2 protein-coding genes are annotated in these 19,708 nt (G+C 60.2%); one reads left to right on the top strand and one right to left on the bottom strand.

The window, feature by feature from the left end; translation table 11 throughout:
* Positions 1-442: 442 nt before the first annotated feature.
* Positions 443-17,812, bottom strand: coding sequence for an Ig-like domain-containing protein (locus QSK07_RS01680; protein WP_285720264.1), 17,370 nt, complete (start codon positions 17,810-17,812; stop codon positions 443-445).
* A gap of 738 nt (positions 17,813-18,550) precedes the next feature.
* Between QSK07_RS01680 and QSK07_RS01675 the strand changes: the two genes are divergently transcribed.
* Positions 18,551-19,705, top strand: coding sequence for an MFS transporter (locus QSK07_RS01675; protein WP_285720263.1), 1,155 nt, complete (start codon positions 18,551-18,553; stop codon positions 19,703-19,705).
* Positions 19,706-19,708: the final 3 nt, after the last annotated feature.

The raw sequence follows: 19,708 nt of genomic DNA, 5'->3' as shown, positions 1-19,708 counted from the left end.
TAGCGGGCAGCGCGCTGTCGGTGACGGCAAAGTCGCTCACCGCCGTCTGGAAAATGGATTTGAACCGGACGGAACGAAGCGTATCGCGTGTTGACATAGGTAACCTCAGTTCAGAACAGAAACGCAGACCAAAACGCCCGGATAAACCGGACGTTAAGACTGACGATGGGTAGTGGGTCAGCTGACGCTGCCCGTTTCCGCTGGTCGGAACTGATTACCCGCAGGTAACAGGGATGGTGAAAGAAGACGCTGATAAAAGCGACAAATGGAGCCAGAATGCTGATTTACGGCGTCACGCCGTTTGCTGCGCTTACCCTAATCTTTCATTCTGCTAATGAATAGTGGCGATAATCTGGAAAGTGAAATTATTACGTGACTAAAACAAAAAAAGCGGATGCTTACGCACCCGCTTCTCAGAACGACCTGACAGATGTTGCTGTGACTACGCCACGTGGACCTGCAGGTTCTGCTGCACCAGCACATCACCCAGGGTATTTTCACTGCTCAGCGTCGAGTTGTGGTAGATCTCAAAAACCCGGCCTTCCACCGTGCGCTCACCGGTCACTTCCCAGATACCACCGTTGCTGTTCGCCAGTGTGACCTGACTGCCATCTGCGCCTTTGATCAGCAAATCATCACTTTGTTTGTCCGTAATAGTGAGGGCCTCATTGAGATCGAGTTTCACAGAGTTGGTGCCGGTTTTACCCAAATCAAGCACTTCAATGTGTTCAACTTTCAGGCCCAGCGCAGTGAGATCCAGATTGAGATACTCACCATTAAGCACCAGTGTATCGGTGCCTGCGCCGCCATCAATATGGGTAAAGTTAAGGTCGCTGACCGTGACGGTATCCGCACCGCTGCTGCCGGTCACCGAAGCGCCCTCTGCCGTACTGCCATCGGCCAGCGTAATCACGACGCCGCCAATGGTGTAACCCACCTCCTCTGCCGGTGCCGCCGTCACAGCGGTGTCACTGGCTACCACGGTTTCACTGCTGCTGACCGGCGTTACCGTATCCGCTTCAGTAATCAGCGTCGAGGCCACGGCTACATGGGCGCTGTTATCGTCGCTGCTGGTGCTGGTGCTGGTCTGCTGCGTTTCCACGCTGGTACTGGCGACGGTAGCGCTGTCATCCACCACCGAAAAGAGTGCTACCGACTCGGTGGCCGCCAGTGTTACCGGCAGCAATGAACCCAGCAACAGGGTATTGGTGGTGGTGTAGCTGTTACCGGCCACGTCAGTGATGGAGACTTTTGCCAGCGTGTTCAGTGACAATAGCAGGCCGCCCACCGACAGCAGTGACGATGAGAAGTTAACCACGTAACGCCCCAGCGCATCGGTCGTGGTATTCAGCGTCGGTCCGTTGCTGCCGTTGGCCAGCAGCAGCGTCACACTGACTTTCGATCCCTGAGCCGCATTCAGCGATCCCCCCTGAACCACCAGGCCGGTAAGCAGAGAACCGACGATGCTGAGTACCGGATCAACCCCGACCAGCGGCTGATTATGTGAGAGCGCAGTAAAGCTGCTGGTGCTGGTCGCGGGATTGCCCCCAATATCCGCTACCGTGACGGTCAGCGGATGGCTGCCATCTGCGATCCCTTTCAGCGTCGCTGACGGCACGCTGATGCTCCATGCCCCATTCGTGCCAATGGTCGTGGTGAGGACATTGCCTGCAACGTTAACCGTTACCGTGCCGCCCGCTGCATTGGTGCTGGTTCCGCTGATGGTTTCAGCCGTATTGGCTTCCGCGATGTTGAGATAACCATCGCCACCAAAGAAACTGTTTACACTGACGGTCGGCGTGGTGTGACTTACCACACCCAGCGACGCCGAGGTGGAACCATTGGTGCCTGCGCCGTTGATGACGCTGGCCGTCACGGTCTGCAGACCATCCGCAATCGCGGCGAGGTTAGCCGCCGGCACAGAGAGACTCCAGTTGCCGTTGCTGCTCACCGTGGTGCTATAAGTCTGGCCACCCAGCGTAACGCGTACCACCGATCCTTCGGCGTTGCTGGCAGTGCCTGAAATAGTCTGCGCGGTTTTGACATCCGCAGCACTCAGCGCATTGTCACCAAACAGTGAGGTAATGGCGACCACAGGCGTCGACTGACTGATAACGCTCAGTGTTCCACTGCTGTTCACCACGTTACCGTAGGCGTCCGTGCCGGTCACCGTCACGGTTTTACTGCCGTCAGTGATTGCGGCAAGATCCGCTTTCGGAACGCTGATGCTCCAGTTGCCGCCACTCACCACTTTGGTGGTATAGGTCAGGCCGTTCAGCGTGGCGCTGACAGCAGAGCCTGCTGACAGACTGGAGGTCCCGCTCAGGGTCTGGTTCGAGGCCAGATCGGCTGCGCTCAGAACCCCGTCGCCGAATACCGTATTCACCGTCAGGGTTGGTTGCACCAGTCCCAGTGACACGCCCGCGCTGGTACTGCTGACATTGCCGACCGGATCGGTGACCGCCGCGCTGACGGTAAAGTTGCCGTTCAGCAGCGTCGAGAGCACAGCTGGTGAAACGGTGGTGGAGAACGTGCCATCAGCGTTGACCAGCGCAGTGGCCGTTGTGTTGCCAATCGCCAGCCTGACGCTGCTGCCCGCAGCCACGCCGGAGACCGTGCCGCTGATGGTCTGGGTCACCAGCGACTCCGCCAGGTTCAGCACGCCATCACCAAACAACGGATTGAGCGTTACTTTCGGCAGATTGTGAATACCCACCAGCGCGCCGGCGGTGGTGCTGCTGGTGTTACCGGCGCTGTCGGTGACGCTGACGCCAACGGTCAGATTACCATCCGCAATGCCCTGCAACAGCGCAGGCGTCAGTGAGACGTTAAAGTTGCCGCTGGCATCCGTTGCCGTCACAAACTGCTGAGAACCCACCGATACGACGACACGCGATCCCGCTTCTGCACCGCCAACGACGCCGCCAATCACCTGTGTGACCAGCGCATCCGCCACGTTCAGCAGACCGTCACCAAACAGCGGATTTACCGTGATGGTTGGCAGTAGCGTATCGACGCGAATACCGGCGCTGGTGCTGGCGGTATTTCCCGCTGCATCCGTTACTGACGCGCCGACCGTCAGATTACCCTGCGCCAGGGTGCCCAGGATATCCGGCGTCACCGTGGCGCTGAAGGCACCGCCCGCACCCACGGTCGCGGTCAGCTGGCTGTTGCCCACCGAAAGCGTCACCACACTGCCCTGCGCAACGTTGTTCACCACTCCGCTGATTACCTGGCCGGTGGCGATATCGGCCAGATTCAGCACGCCATCGCCAAACAGAGAGGTCAGGGAAATGGATGGTGCCTGAGTAAAGATGCCAATCGACGCGCTATTCGAGGCGACGTTACCCGCCGCATCCCGGACGCTGACGCCCAGCGTCAGATTGCCATCCAGCAGTGAGGTGAGATCGCTGCCCGGCAGGCTAACGCTCCATGCTCCGCCTGCCTGCACGGTGGTGTTGTATGTTTTACTGCCAAAGGTCACCGTCACCTGTGAACCTGCAGCCGCATTACTGATTACGCCACCCACCAGCTGTCCGGCTGCCGCTTCCGCAATGTTCAGCAGGTTATCACCGCCAAACAGCCCGGTGAGCGCGCCCACCACCGGCACCGCGTCGACAATCGCCGTCACGGTTTCCCCCACGGAGCGGGTGTTACCCGCCGCATCGGTCAGTGTAACGTTAACCGCAAGATTGCCATCGGTGACCAGATCCAGCACCGCAGGCGGCACCACAATGGCCCATTTACCATCCTGACCCACAGAAGCAGAGAGCGTGCTGCCGCCCAGTACCACCGATACCGTGGCCCCGACACCTGCCGACGTCGCAGTTCCCGAGATGGTCTGCGCCACCGTGGTATCCAGCGCACTGAGCGTGCCGTCGCCGAATACCGAATCAACCACTAGCGTCAGCGCACTGTTAACCACTTTGTTGACTGTCAGCGTGGCGTTGGTCTGATTTCCTGCACTGTCATTGACCCGCACGCCAAACACCAGCGCGCCGTCAGTGAGGCCCGACAGGACATTCGGTGCAAGATCGATGCTCCAGCGGCCATCTGCGCCTACCGTTGCGGTAGCGATCGGCGTGGCATCGCCCAGGTAGAGGCCGATGGTCTGGCCTTCTGCGCCCTGTGCGCTGCCGGTCAGTACCTGACTGACGGCCAGATCAGCGGCGTTAAGCACATTATCGCCTGCCAGCGCGTCAACCTGGACCAGCGGCGCGGCGGTATCCACCGTCACCTGCTGTGTTGCAGTCGTCACGTTACCGGCGACATCTGCCAGCTGCGCGGTGATCACCGGCGTGCTGCCATCGGTCAGTGCCTGCATCGCGCTGGCAGGAACGGTGGTGGACCAGGTACCGTTACTCTGCACCACCGTGCTGTACGTCTGGTTATTAAAGGTCACAACCACCGTACGGCCTGCTTCAGCGACATCGGCGGTGCCGCTGATGGTCTGGCTGGTGGCACTTTCATTACCATTGACCTGGTTGTCACCCGCAAAGGCATTGATCGACAGGGCCGGTGGCGTCAGATCAATCAGCACGTTACCGCTGACGGTGACAGGGGTCGTACCGTCAGTGGCATTCACCGTGATGGCGACGCTGCCGTCCGCATTGCCAAAGGCGCTGACCGGCAACGCAGCCGTTGACCAGTTACCTGCCTCATCCAGCGTGGTGGCATAAGTCACACCATTCATCACCACCGTTACCACCCCGGCTTCACCAAGGTTAGCCGAGGTGCCGCTCAGGACGACGCCACCCGCGACATCCTGGGTGCTGATGATGTTGTCGCCCGAAACCGTGCCCAGCGTCACCAGCGGGCCTGGCGGTGGCGTCAGATCCACCGTCACCGCGACGGTGCCGCTGGCGGTGTTACCTGCCAGGTCAGTCACTGCCAGCGCCAGGGTTGTGGATGCGCCAAAGGTGGCCATCTGCTCTGGTGCCAGCGTCACGCTCCAGTTGCCGTTACCGTCAACCACGGCGGTGCCGAGGGTCGTGGCATTCAGCGAGACCGTGACCACTGCGCCCGTCTCTGCGCCCGTTGCCGTGCCGCTGAGGATCTGCGGCTGAATGCTCTCGGCGTAGTTCAGTGCGTTGTCGCCGGCAAAGGCGTTAGTGCTCAGTACCGGTGGCGTGGTGTCGATCACCAGTGAGCTGTTAATCGTCGTGCTGTTGCCTGCCGCATCGGTGGCCGTCACGGTAACCGGATAGGTAGCATCCGGCAGCGCTGAAAGCTGCGCCTGGGCCAGCGGCACCGTCCAGTTACCATTCGCATCCACTGTGGCGCTGTAGGTGTTGCCGCCCAGCGTCAGCTGCACCGTCTGATTTGCGCCCGCCTCACCGGTGGTGCCGCTCAGCGTAATCCCTGCGGCAACATCGCCGCTATTCACATAGCCGCCGAGGAATTGCAGATTGACCGCAGGCTGCGGCGCGCTGAGATCGGTGGTGAACGGCAGCTGCGCCGACGCGCTATTACCTGCCGCATCCACGACGTTAACCGTCAGGGTCTGCGTCCCGTTACCCAGAGAACTCAGCGCGTTACCAGGAAGGTCAACGGTCCAGTTACCGTTGCCATCCACCGTGCCGGAATAAAGGCTGCCATTGAGATCAACGGTGATGCTGACCGCCTGATTATCCCCTACGCTGCCGGTGGTGCCGGTCAGGGTAACACCTGCCGCGGCTTCAGTGATGTTCAGGACGTTATCGCCGCCAAACGCGCCGGGATTGAAGGTCGGGACAGGCACAGCCACTTCGGTTACCACACTCAGCGCCGTCACGTCACTGTTACCCGCAATGTCGGTGGCGGTCACGGTAATGGTATGCGTGCCGCTGGTGAAGGTGGCTAACTGAGCCGGCGACAGGGTCAGCGACCAGCTGCCATCGTTCTGCACCGTGGCGGCCAGCGGCTGGTCGCCGTTAAAGCCGGCGATCAGCACCGATACCGTCTGTCCTGCACCGGTAATGCCGGTGGTACCACTGAGGATTTGCTCTAATCCCGCTTCGGTGGCGTTCAGCGCACCGTCACCAAACGGCAGGATCAGCGTGACATCCGGCAGCGTATTGACGGCGACCTGCAGCGAACCACTGGTGGTGCCGATGTTGCCGTTCACGTCGGTGACGGTCACGCTGACCGGCAGGTTGCCATCCGGCAATGACTGCAATACGGCAGGCGGCAGAGTCAGTGACCAGGCTGCACCGCCATCAGTGAGCGTCGCAGCATAGACGGTGCCATTGATAGTCACCGCCACCGAGGCCGGATCATCACTGTTGACCGTACCGGTCAGGATACCGTCCATTGCCGCTTCCGCCGCATTAAGACGGCCATCCGTAAATGGCGTATCCAGCGTTGGCGCAGCAATCGGGGTAATCGCTGAAACAAAGGTCCGCATCTCTGTAATGCTGTTACCGGCCCGATCCGTGGTGGTGAGGGTCAGCGTGTGTTCACCGGCACCCAGGCTGGCGATCACTTCCGGTGTCAGGCTGGCCGTCCAGTTTCCACTGGCATCAACCGTAACGGACAGCGGGATGTTGTCATCGCCGACGGTGACGCTGAGGGTCTGGCCCGCAACAGGATTAGACGTGCCTGTGACCAGCTGAACGGAACCCGATTCACTTATATTAATCACGTTATCGCCGAACTGTGTTGCAGCAAAGTCGGCGGAAACCGGCGGCGTCTGCAGGATCTCAACGCCAGCGGTAACCTGTGCCGGATTTCCTGCCGCATCCGTGGCGGTGACCACCACCTGTGTCAGTCCATCATCCAGTCCCGTCAGCGCGCCCGCTGCCAGGTTCAGCGTCCAGTTGCCGCTGGCATCGGTTGTAGTGCTGAAAGTCTGTGCGCCGACGGTAATATTCACTACGCTACCTTCCGGCAGATTAGTGCTGTCACCACTCAGCGTTAACGCGCCCTCGGCATCTGCTGCACTGACCAGCGCATCGCCAAACGGCGTGTTCAGGGTCAGCGCTGGCAGAGTATTAAACGCCACATCCAGTGTGGTGGTGGCGTCGGTGGTGATATTGCCCGCCGCGTCAGTGACCGACACGGTGATGGCGTTAGGGCCGTCTGCCAGCTGCTGCACGTCGGCTGCGGGAATGGTGAGGGTCCAGTTCCCGTCAGCATCCGCCGTGGTGGTATAGCTGACGTTATTCAGCGTCACCGTCACCGGCAGGGCACCCGTAGTGGTGCCGTTGATAGTGAGATCCTGTAGCGACTCCGCCAGGTTTAGCGTGTCACCCGCATTGACCGTAATATCCGTCAGCACAGGCGGTGTGGTGCTGAAACTGACCTCCTGCGTGGCGACCGCCGGGTTACCGGCAACATCACTGGCAGTGACGGTAAAGGTTTGGGTGCTGCCCGGCGTAACGTTGATGAAGGCTGCAGACGGTACCGTCACCGTCCAGTTGCCGTCAGCATCAATCGTTGTGCTGTAATCAGTACCATTAAACGACAAGGTTACCGGCGTTCCTGCCGCCAGCAGGGTGCTGCCACCGCTGACCGCGACATCAGCAGTGGCCTCGGTGGCATTGATCACATCATCGCCTGCCACCACGTTCAGGGTCAGCGTTGGCTGAACCAGCGCGCTGGCCAGCACGACCAGGCTGGCGCTGGCGCTGGCCAGATTGCCAGACGTATCCGCTGAGACGACGATTAGCAGCTGATCGCCATCCGGCAGATTGCCCAGATCAGCGGCCGGAACGGTCACCGTCCAGCTGCCATCCGCAGCCACCGTGCCGCTGTACTGAATGGTGTTCAGCGTTACTGTTACCAGCTGACCTTCCACCAGATTAGTGCTGGTGCCGCCGATGCTCAGATCCTGCAGCGACTCCGCCTGGTTAAGGAAATTATCATCACTGATTGCCCCGATGGTCAGGGTCGGCAGATTCAGGCTGTCCGCATCACGCGTCAGCGTCTGGGTCGCCGTGGTCAGATTACCCGCCACATCTCTGATCGTCACATCGACCGGATAGCTGCCATCCGTCAACCCCTGCACGACACCGGCAGGCAGGGTCACCTGCCAGGTGCCATCAGAGAGTACCTGGGTAGTGTAATCGGTATTCTGGAAACTGACGGTGACCGTCTGTCCGGCATCCGCGACTGAAGCTGTTCCGCTGATAGCGACCGCTTCCAGTACCTCAACTGAGTTGATGACGTTGTCGCCGCCGATAGGGTTAATGCTTAACGCAGGCGGGGTGAGATCGACCGTGACGGCGCTGGTCAGCGAACCGCTGTTACCGGCGGCATCGCTGGCATTGACCACCAGGGTCGTCAAGCCCTCAGCCAGTGCCTGCACCTGCGCTGGCGTTAAGGTCAGCGTCCAGTTGCCCTGCGCATCGACTGCGGCAGTGTAGTCATTATCGCCCAGCGTCACGCTGACGGTCTGGCCCTCGCCCGCCACACCGGTACTGCCGCTCAGCGTCTGACTGACCGCCGTTTCAGCCTGACTAAGATAGCCATCGCCAAACGGCATATTAATGCTGACCGACAGGGCACCGGTTGCGACGGTGATTTCACGCGTCTCAGTAACCAGATTGCCCGCCGCATCACTGACCGTCACGGTCAGGGTATACGCACCGGCCGGAATCCCTGCCAGGGCACCCGCAGGCAGCGTCAGGCTCCAGTCGCCATCCTGGGTCACGGTGGTGGTCCAGATCTGGTTGTTAAGGGTAAGGGTGACCTGCTGACCGGCTTCGGCATTACTGCTGCCGCTGAGCACAATCGGCGCGGTGCTTTCGGCAATATTGACACTGTTATCGCCCGCAACCGGATCAAGCGACAGGGTTGGTGGCGTCAGATCGACCGTGACGCTGCCCTGGCTGCTGCCGGTGTTACCCGCCGCATCCTGCACGTTAACGGTGTAGTTAAGCGTCTCCTCCGGCAGATCGGCCAGCGCGGAGGCAGGCACGCTGACCTGCCAGTTGCCATTGCTGTCGACCGTGCCGTTGTAGGTCACGCCGTTGAGAACCACGTTCACCGTCTGGCCGTCACCTGTCACACCTGTAGTGCCGTTCAGAGTTTGTGGCGTGGTGATTTCGCTGCTGTTAAGCAGACCATCGCCAAAAGCAGAGACGATCTGCGGTGCTGGCAGCGTCGCCAGCACCCTGAGCGCGGCTTCGCTGCTCAGGGTCGCCCCGCCGCTGTCCGTCGCAGTGACCGTGACGGTGTAAGGCCCGTCGGCGAGTGCCGTCAGTGACTCAGCCGGAACGATCACACTCCAGCGACCGCTGGCCGAAACCTGCGCGGTGTAGCTGATGTTGTTAAACAGCAGCGTGACCAGACTGCCTTCAGGCACATTCGCCGAGGTGCCGGTGACAATCAGCGGCTGACCCAGCTCCTGCGCATTCAGATAGTTGTCCTGACTGATGGCATCCATCGCCAGGCCAGACGCATTGCTGTTAACGTCAAAGGTGAGATTAGTGGTGGTGGTGTTGCCCGCCACGTCGCTGACCGCCACAGTGAAACTGACGCTGCCATCCGCAATTGCCGCCAGCGCACCGGCTGGCACGATCAGGCTCCATGCTCCGCTCGCCTGCACAGCGGCGCTGTAGACTGTGCCATCAAGGGTGACGGTGACCAGCTGGCCCGCTTCGACGTTGGTGGTGGTGCCGGTCAGACGTTGATCGGTGAGGCGTTCCGCACCATCGACCACATTGTTACCGGCAAAGGCATCCAGCGTCAGGGTCGGCAGCGTGCCCGCCTCCACTTTCAGCGCCAGATCGCGGCTGGCGGTGGTGGCATTACCTGCTGCGTCGCTGGCGGTCACGGTCAGAGGATAGGTGCCGTTGCCCAGCCCGGTATAAACCGTGGCGGGCAGATCCAGCGACCAGTTACCATTGACGTCTGCGGTGGTGCTCAGGCTGGTGCCGTTGAAGCTGGCCACAATCAGCGCACTGGCTTCACTGCTGCCGGTCAGCGTCAGCGGCTGCTGACTCTCAGCGGCATTGATAATGCCATCGGAGGGGGTGATGAAGTCCAGCACCGGTGGCAGGGTATCCACCACCAGGCTGCCGTCAGCCTGGCTGCTGTTGCCTGCCACATCACTGACCACCACGGTGTAAGGCGTGGTGCCCTGTGGCAGCGCAGAGAGTGCCGCTGGCGGAACCGCGACCTGCCAGTTCCCCGCTGCGTCGACCGTGCCGCTGTAGTTAGTTCCGCCCAGCGTGACGATAACCGTCTGGCCGTCACCAGACACGCCGGTGTTTCCGGTGATCACGCCGCCGCTGACGGCTTCGTCGCCGTTGAGAATACCGTCATCAAAGGCCACGCCAGGGGTGGCCACCGGCAGTGCACTGGCCACCACCGTCAGGGTAGCGTCGCTGGTGGCAAGCTGTTGTCCGCTGCCGTCGCTGGCCGTGGCGGTAATCGTCTGCGGGCCATCGGCTGCGCCGTTAAAGGTGCCAGCCGGTAAGGTCAGGCTCCAGCTTCCATCGGCCGCCACGCTGGTGCTGGCTGTGGTGCCGTTGGCAAGCACGGTAATAATGCTGCCCTCAGGCAGGCCGCTGGTGCTGCCGCTGACCACAACGGCACCGCCCAGCTCCTGGGCATTGAGGTAGTTGTCGTCGCCGATCGGTGCCAGCGCGATCGATGGCAGCGTATTGTCCACAGTGAAGTTAAGCGGGCTGGTGGCGGTATTGCCGACGGCATTGATCACGCTGACGTTCAGCGTCTGACTGCCCTCGCCCAGCTCCGCCAGTGCGCCCGCAGGCAGCGTAATGCTCCAGTTGCCGCTGGCCTCAACCACACCGCTGTAGTCGATGCCATTCAGGGAGATGATCACCTGCTGGCCCGCCTCGACGTTACTGCTGCTGCCGCGCACCGTAATCGGCTGTAACTGTTCTGCGGCCGTGACGATACCGTCACCGGCAAAGGTGCTGCTATCGACGGTCAGCACAGGCTGCACGTCCGGCGAGGTTGCCACATTCAGATCAACCACCTGGCTGCTCTGGTTGCCGTTAGCATTGATTTCGGTAACGGTCAGCGGATTCGTGCCCGGAGGCAGCGCCGCCAGATCATTAGCATCGATTTGCAGCGTCCACTGCCCATTCACGCCGACGGTGGTACTGTAGAGCTGGTCATTGAGCTGGACCGTAACAATGTCGCCGTTCTGACCGCTGCCGCTGAAGACCAGCGGCTCCGCCAGTTCAGCGGTGTTCAGCGCGTTGTCCCCGCTGACCGGGGCGACTACCAGCGGCGGCGGCGTGGTGGCAACCGTCAGCGCACTGTTCTGGCTGCTGCTGTTGCCAGCCGCGTCGGTGACGGTGACCACCACCGGATAGCTGGTGCCGTTAGTCAGACCGGCAAGCGCAGCAGGCGGTACGGCCAGCCCCCAGTTTCCGTCCGCATCAACCGTGCCGGTGTAGGTGACGCCATTCAGCGTCACGCTGACGCGGTCGCCTTCACTGCCTGCGCCGCTGAAGCTGAAACCAGCAGCCTGCTCCGCAATGTTCAGCACACCATCGCCAGCGGGCGCATTAATGCTGAAGTCGGGTGCGGTGGTATCCACGGTGACCGGCAATGGCGTGGTGGCAACATTGCCACTGACGCTGGTAACGGTCACGTTGAGATCGTAACGGCCATCAGTCAGCTGTTGCAGATCGGCAGCGGGTACGGTGGCGGTCCAGCTGCCATCCGCGGCGACTATGGCGCTGTAGGTCTCACCATTCAGCACAAGACTGACGCTGCTGCCCGGGGCGACGGTGCCGCTGACGGTCAGATCGGTGGCTGTTTCAGCCGCATTGATAATGCCATCGGTGGCAATCGGATTAACGGTCAGCGCCGGTACCCCGGTATCCACCGTTATCGGTTCACTGATGCTGCTGCTGTTACCCGCGACATCGCTCACCGTCACGGTAACGGGATTACTGCCCTGCGCCAGGGCCTGTAGCGCATCTGGCGTCAGCGTGACACTCCAGTCACCATTTGCCGCTACCGTTGCCGGATAACTGATGCCGCCCAGTGTCACGCTGACGGCCTGGCCTGGCTGGACGGAGCCGGTCAGCGTCTGCGCTGTGCTGGCTTCTTCAGTATTAAGGATGCCATCAGTGAAAGGCGTGTTGATTTGGGGTTCTGCCAGCGGCGTCGTTGCCACCAGCAGCGTCTGGCTGGTCTGTACATCCCCTGAGGTAACGGTAACGGTGGTGTTACCCTGCGCCAGGTTCGCCAGGTCGGCGGCTGGCACGGTCAGGGTCCAGCTACCGTTTTCATCGGTTGTGGTGCTGTAAAGGGTGCCGCCGGGCACCAGCGTCACGCTGATCGGGTTGTTCGCCGGCAGGTTTGCGGAACCGCCGCTGAGGATCAGATCGCTCTGCGCATCCAGCACGTTGAGTGCGTTGTCGTCACTGATCGGGGCAATCGACAGCGACGGTACATTGGTCGTGATCACGGTGAACTGCCCCTGAGCAGGCAGCGCCGGGTTTCCGGCCACGTCGGTAATCGCCACGGTAAAGGTTTTATCGCCCGCGGCACCCAGCGATCCGGCGGGCAGGGTCACACCCCAGCTTCCGTTCGCCTGCACTACGCCGTCGTAAGACTGACCGTTAATGGTCAGTAATACCGGCTGGCCTGCCGGTACGCCGGTGACGTTACCGGTGACCAGAATGTCAGTAAGCTGTTCCGCACTGTCGATCAGATTGTCGCCGGTCACAGGATCAATGGTCAGTGCCGGTGATGTTGCCGCCAGCACCGTCACACTGGAGCCGACGGTCGTGCTGTTGCCATAAGCATCGCTGATTACCACGTCAACCGGGTAGAGTGCATCGCTCAGCTGACTGATAATGGCGGCGGGCACCGTCACATTCCATGTGCCATTAGGGTCAACCGTGGCGGAGTAGATTTCGCCATTGAAACTCACTGCCACCGTGTCGCCCTGCGTCCCCCCGCGCCCGTCGATGGTGAGATCCTGCGTGTGTTCAGCGATGTTGATATAACCATCACTGCCCGGCGTCGAGACGTCCAGCAGTGGCGGCGTGGTCGCGAAAATCACTGAACTGCTGGCTGGGGTGGTATTGCCATCCGCGTCTGTCGCTACGACCGAGACCAGTTGAGTACCGTTGGGCACGCCCGCCAGGTCGGCAGCCGGAAAGCTTACACTCCAGTTGCCACCCTGCGCCACTACGGCGCTGTAGGTCAGGTTATTGAGCGTGACACGAATGATGTCACCTTCGTCGCCGGTTCCGCTGACAATCAGCGGCTGCTGCGCGTCGCTGATGTTGATCACGCCGTCAGCGTCCAGAGGGTTAAGAGTCAGAGCAGGCGCTTCGGTAGCAACCCGCAGATCGGCATCCTGCGTACTGCTGTTACCGGCCGAATCGGTCACGGTCACGGTGACCGGATAAGTCTGGTTGCTCAGCGTGGCAAGATCGGCAACCGGAACAGATGCACGCCAGTTACCAGTTTCGTCCACGATAGCAGCGTAAGTTTTACCGTTTAATCCGACCGCTACACTGTCGCCCGCGGTGCCGGTTCCGCTGATCAACAGCGGCTCCGTGAGTTCATTGCTGGTCAGAACACCATCCCCGCCCGGTGCGGTGACGGTGGCAACCGGCGGCTGCGTGCTGACGGCCAGCGTCTGCGCCTGGGTCGCGATGTTGCCGCTGGCGTCGGTCAGGGTAACCACCAGTGTATAGCTGCTGCCATCTGACAACGCCTGCAGCGCCGCTGGCGGCAGATCCACCGTCCAGTTGCCCTGCCCATCCACGGTTGCGCTGTAAATGATGTTGTTCAGCGAGACCGTTACCAGCTCGCCCGGCAGCGCACCTGAACCGCTGACCGGCACGCCTGCAGCCACTTCCGTGCCGTTAAGGATGCCATCGCCGCCTGCCACCTCCGCCACAACCAGGTTCGGTGGCAGCGTGTTGACGCTGAAGTTCAGCGTCTCGTCCACGCGGTTGCCCGCCTCATCAATCGCGGTAATGGCCAGGCCGTTAGCGCCCTGCGGTAATAAGGCGAGATCGGCGGCAGGCAGCGTCAGGTTCCAGCTGCCATCCTCATTGACCGTGCTGCTGTAGGTTTTGCCGTTGAGTTGCACTTCGACCAGCTGGCCCGCCACCGCTTTACCGGTGCTGCCACCGATCAGCAGTTCGCTGCCCGCTTCTGTCTGATTAAGAATACCATCGGTAAGCGCGCTCTCATCCAGTGCGATCTGCGGCAGCGAGGTGGCGACCACATTCAGCTGGGCAGAGTCGGTCAGCAGCGCACCACTGGCGTCGGTTGCGGTAACCGAGATCAGTTTCACCCCGTCGGTGATACCACTGAGGTCGCCAGCCGGAACGGTGATGCTCCAGAAGCCGTTGCTGCCCACCACCGCACTGTAATTGTTGCCGTTGAAGTTAAGCTGCACCGCCTGGCCCGGATTGACGCCCACTGCCGAGCCGCCGATGATCAGATCGCTGCTCAGCTCCTGCAGGTTAAGGAAACCATCAACGCTGACAGGCTCACTGATAGTGATCACACCCGGTTCGCCGGTTCCCGGCGCGACGTTGATGTCACGGCTGTCGGTGGCTAAAGCACCGGCTACCGACGTGACGCTGACCGTGATGGCTGTGGTGCCTGCCGCCAGGGCACTAAGTGCCGCAGACGGGATCTGCGTGCTCCAGCTGCCGTCCGGATTGACCAGCGCACTGTAATTCTGACCGCCAAGGGTAATGGTGACCGTCTGACCCGCCTCCACGTTGCTGGTGCTGCCGGAAAGCGTCTGATCGACGGCCTTCTCGCTGTTATCCACCAGATCATCACCGGCAAACAGGGCGATTGTGACTGTCGGCGTGCCCGGCTCCGCAGGCGCTTCCACCGCGATCACCCGATCTTCACTTACCGTAACCCCCGCCTGACTGGTGACCGTGGCCGCGATAGTGGCACTACCCGCCGCCAGTGCCGCCAGCGCGCTGGCTGGGACGCTCAGGCTCCAGCTGCCATCCGCACCAACCGTGGCGCTGTAGGTCTGATCACCCAGCGTCACCGTGACAATCTGACCCGCCTCAACGTTGGTGGTAGTACCGCTCAATAGCTGGTCGCTGGTTTTTTCGTCGTTACTCAGGACGTCATCACCGGCAAACTGATCGAGCGTGATCACTGGCTGGCCCGGCTCAGTAACCGGTGGTTCCACGGTAATTTCCAGCGTATCGCTGACGGTAGTGCCTGCCGCATTGCTGACCGTCACGACCAGCGAGGCAGCGCCCGCAGACAGCGCAAGGAGATCGTTGGCCGGAATCGCAATATTCCAGCTGCCATCGGCGCCGACCGTGCCGCTGTAGTTCTGGCCGCCCAGTGTCACCGTGACAATCTGTCCGGATTCGACATTGGTGGTACTGCCGGAGACCGCCTGTGCGTCCAGCTTCTCATCGTTGCTCAGGACGTTGTCGTCAGCAAAGGCATTGATGGTCAATGTCGGGGTGCCTGGCGCAGTGCCTGATGATTCAACGAGGAAGTTGCGGGTTTCGCTGACTGGCGTGCCGAGCGTATCGGTGACTGTGGCGTTCAGGGTCGCACTTCCTGCTGTCAGCCCAGCCAGCGAGCTGGCCGGAATCGTGACGCTCCAGCGGCCATCTGCGCCAACCGGGGCGGTAAAGGTCTCTCCGTTCAGCGTGACAGTAACCTGCTGCCCCTCGGCGATATTGGTGGTGGTGCCGCTGAGCAACTGGTCGCTGGCTTTCTCGCTGTTGCTGAGGATGTCATCTCCGGCAAAGGCATCGATGGTTACAGTGGCCTGATCCGGCTGCGTTGACGGGGCTTCGACGGTGATCGGCTGCGCGGCAGTTGCGACATCGCCCGCCGCATTACTGACCGAAACAGTGAGTGTGGTCGTGCCGGCTGCCAGCGCGTTGAGCGCAGCTGACGGAACGGTGACGCTCCAGCTGCCATCACCCTGCACGCTGGCGCTGTAGGTCTGTCCGCCCAGAGTAACTGTCACCAGCTGTCCGGCTTCAACATTACTGGTGGTGCCGCTGACCAGCTGATCAACCGCTTTTTCGTTGTTGCTCAGATCGTTATCACCCGCGAAATCATTCAGGGTCAGGGCCGGTACGCCTGGCTCTGTTGTCGGCGCATCCACCGAAATATCGCGGGTTTCGCTGGTGGTTACGCCCGCGGCGTTACTGACGGTGACGCCAATGGCATTCGAACCCGCCGGCAGATTGCCCAGCGCAGCAGCCGGAATAATCACACTCCAGTTTCCACTGCCATCGACGGTGCCGAGGTAAGTCTGCCCCCCCAGGGTGACGGTTACCGTCTGGCCCGCTTCGATATTGGTGGTCGTGCCGGAGAGTGTCTGGGCCGTCCCTTTTTCATCGTTGCTGAGAATGTCATCCCCGACAAACTGACCAATGGTCACGGTCGGTTCCCCCGGCTGCGTCACTGGCGCTTCCACGCTGATCGGCAGGCTGCCGGTCACGGTGTTACCGGCAGCATTGCTGACCGAAACCGTCAGGGTTGTTTCACCTGCCGCCAGTGCGCTCAGGGCTGCTGATGGCAATGTGATGATCCAGTTGCCCTGCGCGTCCACGCTGCCGCTGTAGGTCTGACCGCCCAGCGTCACCGTCACCAGTTGCCCGGGTTCGATGTTACTGGTGCTGCCGGTCACCGTCTGGTCGGTGGCTTTCTCCGCGTTGCTCAGCTGATTGTCACCGGTAAAGTCATCCACAGTGACCGCTGGCGGGCCCGTAACTACCGGCGTATCGACGCTGATGGCGCGGTTTTCGCTGGCCTCAATGCCAGCCTGACTGGTGACGACCGCCGAAATGGCAACCGTCCCGGCGGCCAGTGCATTCAGCTGTGCAGGCGACAGCGTGATGCTCCAGTCGCCCTGCGCATCCACCAGCGCGCTATAGGTCTGGTCGCCCAGCGTGATAGTGACAATCTGGCCGGCTTCGACGTTGGTGGTGGAGCCGCTCAGCAGCTGGTCACTGTTTTTCTCGGCATTGCTGAGGATGTCATCCCCGGCAAACTGGTCGATGGTGATGACCGGCGTACCCGGCTGGGTCAGCGGTGCCTCTACGGTAAGCGTCAGACTGCCGCTGGCGGCGGTTCCCGCCTGGTTAGTGACCGTTGCCGTGACGGTAGTGGTGCCGGAGGCCAGCGCGTTCAGCGCATCGGCAGGCACGGTGATGCTCCAGCTGCCGTCGCCCGCTACGCTGCCGCTGTAGGTCTGGCCGCCCAACGTGATGGTAACAATCTGACCTGCCTCAACATTGCTGGTGGAACCGCTCAGCACCTGATCCGTGGTTTTTTCTGCGTTATCCAGTACATCATCGCCAGCGAACGCATTCAGGGTGATGGCAGGCGTCCCTGGCGTAACCGGTGTACCGGGATCGGTGCCACCATCGTTACCGCCGCCGTTACCGCCACCGCCACCGCCGATGCCAACGGCAAGCCCGGCTAAGCCGAGCACACCCAGACCGCCCGCAGTTATCACGCCCATTGAGGTGTTGGTGTTATCCGCCAGCAGTAGCGGCTCTACGCTGTCGAGTGATTCATAGGTGGGCGTAACCGAACTGGAGGCGAGTTCAGCGCCCTCAGCAGTCTGGGGAAAGAGCGCATGTTCTGGTGGATTGACCCCATCATCGAACACCAGTTCGCTGTGCTGGCCATCAGCGTCGTCGAGGAAGAATTTCTGATAGCGTACCGTGCTGCCGTCACGCATTTTCAGCACCAGATCGTTACCCTGGCGCTCGAACTGCGTCACCATGTCGCGCGTGCCGCTAATGCGCACAACGCTGGGTTCGGTGAGGTTAATGGATTGTGACGAACCGCCAGCAGTTTGTGAGAGGAGTGTACCGTTTTCGCGCGAGATGATGTCTACACGGCCTTGCGTGAGTTCTGCCATTTGTAACCTCTGTTCCACCAGATTAGCTAATATACTGAATCTATAAACATAAAATTATTTTATGTTTATAGCCTTCACACATAGTTTTACCTTCTGAACCACAGAAGGCGTCTCAACCTGGTGCATGTAGAAATGGCAAAGCAAAACTGTGCCATTCGCCGCTGAAAAAGCGAGGCGTGGCAGTATTATTGTTAGATTTAGTTGCACAGAATCCCGCCAGACATAACGGTTCTGAAAGAATCATTTTTAGCGTAATCGTGGTAAAAATCAATTTTAATGTACAGATTTCATTATGATTTAATCTATATTTCATTAGCTAAATATGAAATTCAGTTTTCGAAAAATGCGCTTTGCCCTTGTTTTTTCATGTCAATTTATTGCTGACTGTTTCCATAAATGATACAAAATGGTTAAAAAACCACCTCTAAAAAAACCTGCGACCGGAAAAATAATTTTGTTAAAAATGCGATTCAGCCATCGTTTGTAGCTGGTCCTGTTCCATCTTTTGGGCAGCAAGTTATTGAAAAGCACGCTTGAAATTTGAGTTAAGTCACACTGCGTGGATGGCTGCCATACCAGGAAAGTTCTGGAAAAAACTCGCGGCGCAGCAAAAGTCGGTAAACTCCCGGTTTTGCCATTTAAACGATGTTGTTGCACCACGTTGATAAGAGGCGCAACGGCCACAGAACTCACGGCTAATGCTACACTTTTCTGCCTTACCCTTGATGGATCTGATCTATGATTGCACTGGACGCTGCACAACAATATAAGCATCAGAGCCGCCTGAACTGGGGCACGCGCACCATCTTTCTGATTAATGGTTTAGGAATGTCAGCCTGGGCACCGCTGGTGCCGTTTGCCCGCGATCGTCTGCAGCTCAGCGGCGCCTCACTGGGCGCATTACTGCTTTGCCTGGGCATTGGTTCGCTGGCCGCGATGCCGGTGACCGGCACGCTGGTGGCACGTTTTGGCTGCCGCCGGGTCATGGGCTTCTCCACGCTGTTAGTGCTGCTTATGATGCCGCTGCTGGCCACCGCTGGCTCTCATCTGGTGATGGCAGCGGCGCTGATGCTGTTTGGTGCCGGACTGGGCATGCTGGATGTGGCGATGAATTATCAGGCGGTGCAGGTTGAGCAGGCTGCTGATAAACCGATGATGTCCGGCTTTCATGGCTTCTTCAGTCTGGGCGGCATTCTGGGGGCGGGTACGGTGAGCCTGTTGCTGAGCCGCGCTTTTACGCCGCTGCACGCGACCCTGGTGGTAATGGCCGTGATGCTGTTACTGTTGCTGTGGCGACTGCCGGTGTTAATGAATAAGCGCCTGCATCAGCCCGATCAGCCCTGGCTGGTGATCCCACGCGGCTGGGTCGCATTTCTTGGCCTGCTCTGCTTTATCCTGTTCCTGGCGGAAGGTGCGGTGCTGGACTGGGGCGCACTGCTGTTGCTGCAGAATCCGGCGATGTCATCCGCTTATGCGGGTCTGGGCTATGCGGTCTTTTCGGTGGCGATGACACTGGGCCGTTTTAGCGGCGATAAGATCATCCAGCGTTTTGGCCGCTATCCGGTGATGCTGACGGGCGCACTGACGGCCGCAGCGGGTATGACGCTGGCCGTCTGGCTGCCGTGGCCAGAGATCGCCCTGCTGGCATTTCTGCTGGTGGGCTTTGGTTTGTCCAATACGGTGCCGATGTTGTTCAATGCTGCCGGGAATCAACATGATATGCCTGCGAACCTGGCGATTTCTGCCATGACAACGCTGGGATATGCGGGTATTCTCTCAGGTCCGGCTTTAATCGGATTCATTTCGCAATGGATCAGCCTCAGCGGCGCATTTTTACTGATCGCGCTGTTGCTGTTAGCGGTAGCCGCCAGTGCGCGAAAAGTTGCGCGATAATTC

This window comes from Pantoea sp. QMID4 (assembly GCF_030270445.1).
Taxonomy (GTDB): Bacteria; Pseudomonadota; Gammaproteobacteria; order Enterobacterales; family Enterobacteriaceae; genus Pantoea; species Pantoea vagans.
This window is presented reverse-complemented; position numbering and strand designations above follow the sequence as displayed.

What these genes read in the sequence shown, in the direction of transcription:
- QSK07_RS01680 (WP_285720264.1), bottom strand. Translation starts at nt 17,812, where the DNA reads ATGGCAGAACTCACGCAAGGCCGTGTAGACATCATCTCGCGCGAAAAC.
- QSK07_RS01675 (WP_285720263.1), top strand. Translation starts at nt 18,551, where the DNA reads ATGATTGCACTGGACGCTGCACAACAATATAAGCATCAGAGCCGCCTG.